This window comes from Blastococcus saxobsidens, from assembly GCF_010682065.1.
GTDB lineage: Bacteria > Actinomycetota > Actinomycetes > Mycobacteriales > Geodermatophilaceae > Blastococcus > Blastococcus saxobsidens_B.
This window is the reverse complement of record NZ_JAAGWG010000060.1, coordinates 1-3,140: the sequence shown is the minus strand read 5'-3', so window position 1 is coordinate 3,140 and position 3,140 is coordinate 1. Positions and strand designations below refer to the sequence as shown.

The 3,140-nt window shown below is 66.9% G+C and carries 2 protein-coding genes and 1 pseudogene; 2 read left to right on the top strand and 1 reads right to left on the bottom strand.

Annotation, left to right across the window (positions count from 1 at the left end; translation table 11 throughout):
- Positions 1 to 203: 203 nt before the first annotated feature.
- Positions 204 to 1,511: a hypothetical protein gene (locus GCU60_RS19620; protein ID WP_163208318.1), complete on the bottom strand. Its 1,308-nt coding sequence runs from the start codon at positions 1,509 to 1,511 to the stop codon at positions 204 to 206.
- A 361-nt stretch (positions 1,512 to 1,872) separates the two neighbouring features.
- On the opposite strand from GCU60_RS19620, the gene GCU60_RS19615 reads away from it, so the two are divergent.
- The gene (locus GCU60_RS19615; protein WP_163208316.1) at positions 1,873 to 2,421 is read left to right on the top strand and encodes a hypothetical protein; all 549 of its coding nucleotides are present in this window, start codon (positions 1,873 to 1,875) and stop codon (positions 2,419 to 2,421) included.
- A 227-nt stretch (positions 2,422 to 2,648) separates the two neighbouring features.
- Positions 2,649 to 3,140 (top strand): annotated as a pseudogene (locus tag GCU60_RS19610) (hypothetical protein); the annotation flags it as partial.

Here is a 3,140-nt window from a genome sequence, read left to right as displayed (position 1 = left end):
GAGCACTCCTACCGGACCGGCACCTACACCGCCTACCTCACCGTCACCTGGGGAGCCACCTTCTCCGTCGACGGCGGTGCGGCGGTCGAGGTCCCCGGCACCACCACCACCGACGGACCACCGGTCACCTTCGACGTCCTCCAGGCCCGAACGGTCCTCACCAACCCATACGACTGAGGCAACCCGCAACCTCACATCTCAGGTCAGCTCAGCGGCAGCACGAAGAGCCGTCCGCCAGCCCTGGTATCGACGGAGAACACTCCGAAGCCGTCGCCGATGACCTCCACAGGAATCTCCGTGCCAGGCAGTTCGGTGATCGCCGGCGGCTGCTGGTTGAAGTCCACGCGCACAGGGGTGGCGATGCTCGCGCTCGTGGCGTCCTCCGGCAGCAGCGAGCCGTATCCCACGCGGTCGTCGCTCAGTGCGCTCCAGCGGACCGATGGCGCACCGTCCATGCACACCGCCTCATTGCGTTCCAGGTCGAGGAGATGCGTGCCGGTCACCACGTAGCGGCCCGACGGGCTGATCGCGGTGTCGAAATAGGAGACCTCACAGGTCAGGGGCAGCTCCTCGCCGGTGGAGACGTTCTTGTGCCCCAGCAGTGCGCCGTGAGCGGTAAGCGTGAGCGGCATGGGATAGCTGTTCCAGCTCCGCTGTCCCAGCGCCTCGCCCCTGTACGCGGGCCCGTTGGGACAGAGCGTGTCGCTCACGAAGATGTCGACGCACCCTCGGCTGTACACGACGTCGCCGTCGTACACCGACAACGGGCTGTCCACCCACGCGAACCGCTCGTCCTGGCCCCGGATGCTCGGTACCTCGGTCCGCTCCCCGCTGACTGGGTCGATGACGGTCATGCTGTCGTCGTAGTGATCGAGGTTGAGGGTGTTGTGCAGGATGTACATGCCGTCGCCAGCGACGTGGCCGAACGAGCCGGTCAACTTCTCGCCCGCCGCGTCCTCGACGAACTCGTCGTCGAACGTCACCACCGATCCCTGGCCGCCGTCGCGCTTCCTGAGAGGCGTCATCCGTCCCGTGTGCTGGCCGTTCTCCAGGCCGCTCTCCATCAGCACCACCCACCCTTCCTCCTCGTCTCCGAAGGAGCGCATCGTGGGGGTACCGGGGACACGGTCGGTCGGGTCGGGGTCGAGCGGCGGCGCCACGGCAGATCGCCACGCGATCGTTCCGTCGGTCCGCACTAGCTCGACGATGGGCGTGCCCTCGTCCGACATCCCGTACAAGGCGACGCCGTCGTCGACCAGCGCGTAGCTGAGGAACCCGGCCGTCGGGGTGCCGGCCTTGCCGGTCACCACCTCGAGCGCGAAGCCGCTGGTCGGGTCGAAACCGGAGGCGAACAAGATCTCGGCCGCCAGTTCCTGCCCATCGGGCGCCTGAAGCGCCGACGGCTCCGGCGGGCTGACCGGCGCGGCCTCCCGGTCCGGATCCTCGCCACCGCAGGCGGCAAGGACGAGCAGTGCTGCGGCGGTAGTGGCAACGGTACGGATGCGGAGCATCGGTTCTTCCTGCTGATCGGCGACGTTTCAGGCCAGCAGACCCCGCTCCACGGCTCCGAGGGCCAGTTCGACCCGACTTCTACCCTTCCGGGCGAACGAATCAGTACCGAATCTGTGTGCCCGGGTCTCCATCGACGGTCGGCGCAGCAGTCCAGGGTCCCGTCCGTCCCGACCACCAACGGGCCCCGGTCACCATCGACGTCTCTCGGCTCGGTCCTCGCAGATCCACACGACTGAACCATCCGGGCGCCGGTCACCCGATCCGGCGGCAGAGTGCGACTGTCCACAGTTACGGAACCGCACACGACCGAACCCTGCGTAGTCTCCCGCTGTGCGTGATCGTCGAGGACTGCGTCGAACCGTGGTAAGCCTGCTGATCGGGACCGCCGTGCTGAGCGGCTGCTCGGAGAAGCAGGAAGCCAACGAGAGCCTGCCCACGAGCGCTGCCCCCACCACCGAGGCGCTCCCCCAGATCGGCCCGGCCGACTTCCCGGTCCCCGACGAAGCCCGAACCAAGGACGCCGGCGGCGCGGAAGCATTCGCGCGGTACTACATCGAACTCCTTCAGCGACAGCAGGATGTGCCGGCCGGTGAGCCGCTTCGGGACCTCGGCCCGGACTGTCAGGAGTGTTTGCGGATCGCGCTCGACTTCGACGAGGCAGCAGCTGCGAACCGGCGCTTCGAGGGCGGCGAACTCTCAATAACCGGCGCCTTCGGAACCGCGGTGTCAGAGGACCGCGCCAACTTGTCTTTCCTGGCGCGCGTCGAAGCGGGCGCGGTGTTGGAGGCGAGTGGCGAGGCAGTTCAAGGAACACAGTCGGCTGCGATCGAACGCCTGCCCTCCGCCATCGCGCTGGACTGGTCGCCGGATGATCATTGCTGGCGAGTGAGCGGGCTGAGTTTCGGATGAGGAGGACACCGTTTCGAGTCTGTCTCGTCAGCATGCTGGCGACTGCTGCGGTGTTGCTCCCGATAGGACACGCCTCTGCCGCCTGTCCGGTCCTCGTGCCTCATTGCGCGGAGGCGGAGCTGGGCGACGGAGCCGCCTCCATTTCGCTAACCGCTGATCAGGCTGGCCAAGTCCTCTCTGGTCGGTCAGGGATTCCGGACTATCAGTGGAGATTTAGGCATCTGTGCGTGATCCGCGACGAAGCAATCGGCGCATGCTCCGCCTCGGACTTTCGTACCTGCCCTGAGGTGCCCGGCCGTGTGATCCGGTACTTGGTGCTGGAACAACAGCCACTGGTTCGCGAAGACCTCACGGCGGCTCCGATGGCGGACGGTCGACCAACGCTGGTCGCTCCCGGGCTTCGCCCTGGGGATCCCGTCGGAGTCTGGGGGCGGGCAGATCAAGGATGCTTTGACATCACCGCTCTTAATCCTCCGCCGTCGCCGGACGAGGTGTTCCGCTATTTCCAGACGCTGCCACTTCCGCAGCTGACCACCCAGCACCAGCCACCCGGCGACGGCCTGACGGGTCTGCCGGTCATCTTCTACACCGACTCCCCCACCACCCAGACCTTCACCGTCGACATCCGCGGCTTCCAGGTCACCATCGAAGCCACCGCACAACAGTTCACCTGGCACACCGGCGACACCACCGGCCAGATCACCAGCACCGACCCCGGG

Excerpts from the sequence above, each read along its gene's own strand:
- GCU60_RS19620 (WP_163208318.1), bottom strand. The coding sequence starts at position 1,511 with ATGCTCCGCATCCGTACCGTTGCCACTACCGCCGCAGCACTGCTCGTC.